General features: G+C 45.5%; 4 protein-coding genes. All 4 read right to left on the bottom strand.

The features are described from left to right. A partial coding sequence (locus GXO74_11095; protein NOZ62219.1) for a hypothetical protein occupies nt 1-383 on the bottom strand: 383 nt, incomplete at its 3' end. 14 nt (nt 384-397) lie between these two features. Beyond that, the gene (locus GXO74_11090; protein NOZ62218.1) at nt 398-1,336 is read right to left on the bottom strand and encodes a zinc-binding dehydrogenase; all 939 of its coding nucleotides are present in this window, start codon (nt 1,334-1,336) and stop codon (nt 398-400) included. Continuing rightward, on the bottom strand, nt 1,333-2,877 hold the full coding sequence (locus GXO74_11085; protein ID NOZ62217.1) for an MFS transporter: 1,545 nt from the start codon (nt 2,875-2,877) through the stop codon (nt 1,333-1,335). Before GXO74_11085 ends, GXO74_11090 begins: the two co-directional genes overlap by 4 nt. Continuing rightward, nucleotides 2,871-3,352: hypothetical protein (locus GXO74_11080; GenBank protein NOZ62216.1), on the bottom strand; the 482-nt coding region annotated here is incomplete at its 5' end. The genes GXO74_11080 and GXO74_11085, both read right to left, overlap by 7 nt.

Here is a 3,352-nt window from a genome sequence, read left to right as displayed (position 1 = left end):
ATCTGTCGCAACTGTTTTTCCGCGCGATCAAGTTCCCGGGGAATATTTGTATTTTTATCAAATCGGTCAAATCCCAAAAAAGTGCGCAAAATCGGCGAACCCAGAATTTGACAGGCGCGAATTTCTTCGACGATATTTTGCGGTTCAATGCCGATTGTCCCGTATTCGATGAACAGATTTTTTTCTCTGGCAAAATCAGCCACGTCCATCAAATATGCCTCATCTTTTTCAGGCAAATGCATGGGATCAATCTGAAATCCGTCCAACCCCAGAGATTCAACTTTTTCGATAAAATCAAACAGCGTCATCGGATTGCGCGGCTGAAAATCAGGATGACAGCCAAAAGCAAGATGATAGCTGTAACTGTCCAGTCCAAGTTTCACAAAATTTCCTTTTTTCATGGTACCATGATAATTTTCACTGCGTCGCCACGACCTATCATTTCCACGGCTTCCGGATACCGTGAAAAATCCACAACAACGCTGATGAGCGGCGCTGTGTGCAATTTTCCTTTTTCAATATAATTCACCACATGCTGCAAATCTTCTGTTGTGAGCCATTTGGAGTTATAAATAGTGACTTCGTGATCGAACAAATTCCACATTGGCAATTGCACCGTACCTTCGTTATAACTGAAAATGACTGCTGCTTCTCTCGCCATCTGAAGGCCATTCAATAGTGCAGTTTTGTTCCCGGAAGTCTCAACAACGATGTCAACGCCCTTATTCTTCAGCCAGGAAATTTGATCTTCATTCTCGGCATCAGTTATTTCATCAGCTCCTAATTCCCGCGCCAATGCCAGTCTGCCTAATTTTACATCCGTGGCAGTGACTTCTTTGGCGCCAAAAATCTTGGCGAACTGAATAGCTGCCAATCCAGCAGGACCGCAGCCGGAAACCAGCACTCTTTTCCCCCGATAATTTTCTACTTTCCGAACAGCGCGATGCACGCAACCAAACAATTCTGCCATGGCGACATATTCCAGTGGCAATTGTTTGTTTACAACGGCGACAGAATCCGGTTTTCGCGTCACGTATTCTGCGTACAGCGGAGGCCCGCCAAGTCCGGAAAGTGCCACGTGATCACCCACTTCAAAATTTTTCACATCTTCTCCCACCGCGGCGACAATTCCCGCGCCTTCATGCCCGGGGAATCCGGGAATGCCATATTCCAAATATTTATTCTCTCGATAAAGTCCTGTGTTTACTTTCCAATCGTGCTGATTGCACAGGGAAAGCGCTTTCATTTCCACTAAAATTTCATCACTTTTCGGCTCCGGGATATCCATTGAAACAATTTCAAAATGTCCAGGCTCGTTGATCAGGATCGCTCTCATATTTTTTCCTTCCCGTCCTGAATATTGCTATTCTGTTCCTTTGTTGATTTACGAATAGATTTTTTATTATTTTTCGCTCGTCGGGTAAATGGTATCTGAGTAAAATAACGCAGCCCGCCCACGGTTGTCAAATTGCGAATGCGGTTTGTGGTCTGGGAAAAAAATTCACTGACAATGATTTTGTCCGTCACTTCGCCAACTTCTTTCACCATTGCCAGCCGATGAATTGAGTAGAGACCAATCAAAAAGGCAAACAAAAAGAAAAAATCCAATCCCCGCAAATTGAGCGTCTGAAACGCCAGATGCTCGGCAGGGCTGTTCCATTCAATTGTCCATGAAAATTCCCGCTTTGTAAAAAAATCAGCGAAACCGCCACCGATAATTGGCGCGATACCTGCTGCCAGCGAAATAATAATACTGTTGGACGCGAGATAGGAAGTTGCTTTTTCCCGCGGCGCCAGTTTGAGTACAATGTTTCCGGACGCCAGAATCACGCCTGCTGTGGCAATTCCCATCAAAACATGAATGACCACGAGCAGCGGCATTGTCAGCGAATATTTTTCCGGCAGCGTAGTAAATGTCCACGCCAAAATGCAAAAAATATTCAAAGTGCCGCTGACATTGAGCACTGATTTGTTACTGAAACGATCTGCCAGATTCCCCCACACTTTCACAGAAATCAGGTAACTCAATTGACTCAAAACAGTCAATCCGGCGACAATCCCCATACTCAAATGCAACCTTTTGATCAAATACACAGCGAAAAAAGGCCCTACCAAATAAAGCGCAAAATTCCATGAACCCAGAAAAATGAGTAGATTTCTGAAATTCTGATTTTTGAACGGCTCTCGAATCAACTCAAGAATTTTCATCTGTTCAACGGGTCGGCTCATTTCAGGCTCAGGGATCGTCGAGATGATGTAAGTACCCACCATTCCGGCAACAAATCCCCAAAAAATAAGTATGGAATAACTGAAAGTCAGTGAATATTTTCCCAGATATTTCCAGTAATCCAAAAACAATCCGGCGGCGAGGCTGAGCATCATCGCTGCTGCCATGGAGAATCCCAATCGCTGAGAAAAAAATGAACCCAGCCGATTCACCGGGATCAAATCGCGCATCCAGGAATTCCACGCGCACACCAGCAACGCATTGAGTCCGGCGTGGAAAACCAAGCCGACTAAAAGCAGCATCAACCCCAATTTTCCCGATGCGAAAAATGGAATCAATGCAATAAAAAATAAAAAAGAACGACTGAACCCCGCGGAATAAACAGCTATCTTCTTCCGCTTTCTTATTTTTTCAACAATAAAAATCGACGGAATCTGCAGCAATTGCAACAACGGCGGCACTGCTGCCAGAATGCCGATAAAAATATTCGAAGCGCCCATTTCCAGGGCAAAGGCGATCAGGAAAACGCCGGCCGTGAAAGTCAGCATCGTGCTTGATGCCACGCCGTCTTTGATCACAGTCCGCAAGCCCGCCCGCAATTCTTCTTCCGATAAATTCTTCACTGGTTCCAGATGCGACATGTTTACCATTCCTCTACTGCGGCTTCTGTCATGGCTGCGATATTTTCCGGCGGCACATTAGGCAACAGCGCCTCGTGGCTGGGGCTGATAATGAGATGAGGACCCAGCAATTTTTTCACACGCCGAACATCTTCCTTTATTTCGTCAGGCGTTCCGTTCACGAGCAAAAATTGTGTGTCAATTCCGCCTAAAAATGAAATCTTTCCTTTGAAATTTTTCGCCAGAGTTTCCGCATCCATGTTCGCGGCTTTTGCCTGCAACGGATGCAAGCAATCAACTCCTGCGTCAATGAGCCGGTCGATCACTTTAAAAATCGCGCCGCAGGAATGCAAAATCACCTGCAATCCATGCGCGTGCCCCTGATCGGTAAACTTTTTGAACCAGGGCATGATAAATTCGTCAAAATGGGCAGGGCCGCAAATCAGATCGATCTGCGTTCCGAAATCATTTCCGAAAAAGAAACCGTCGATCAAATCGCCCGCTA

Source organism: Calditrichota bacterium, from assembly GCA_013152715.1.
In the GTDB taxonomy this organism is placed as follows: Bacteria; Zhuqueibacterota; Zhuqueibacteria; order Thermofontimicrobiales; family Thermofontimicrobiaceae; genus 4484-87.
The sequence above is the reverse complement of the archived record's forward strand: the minus strand, read 5'-3'. Positions and strand labels throughout refer to the sequence as shown.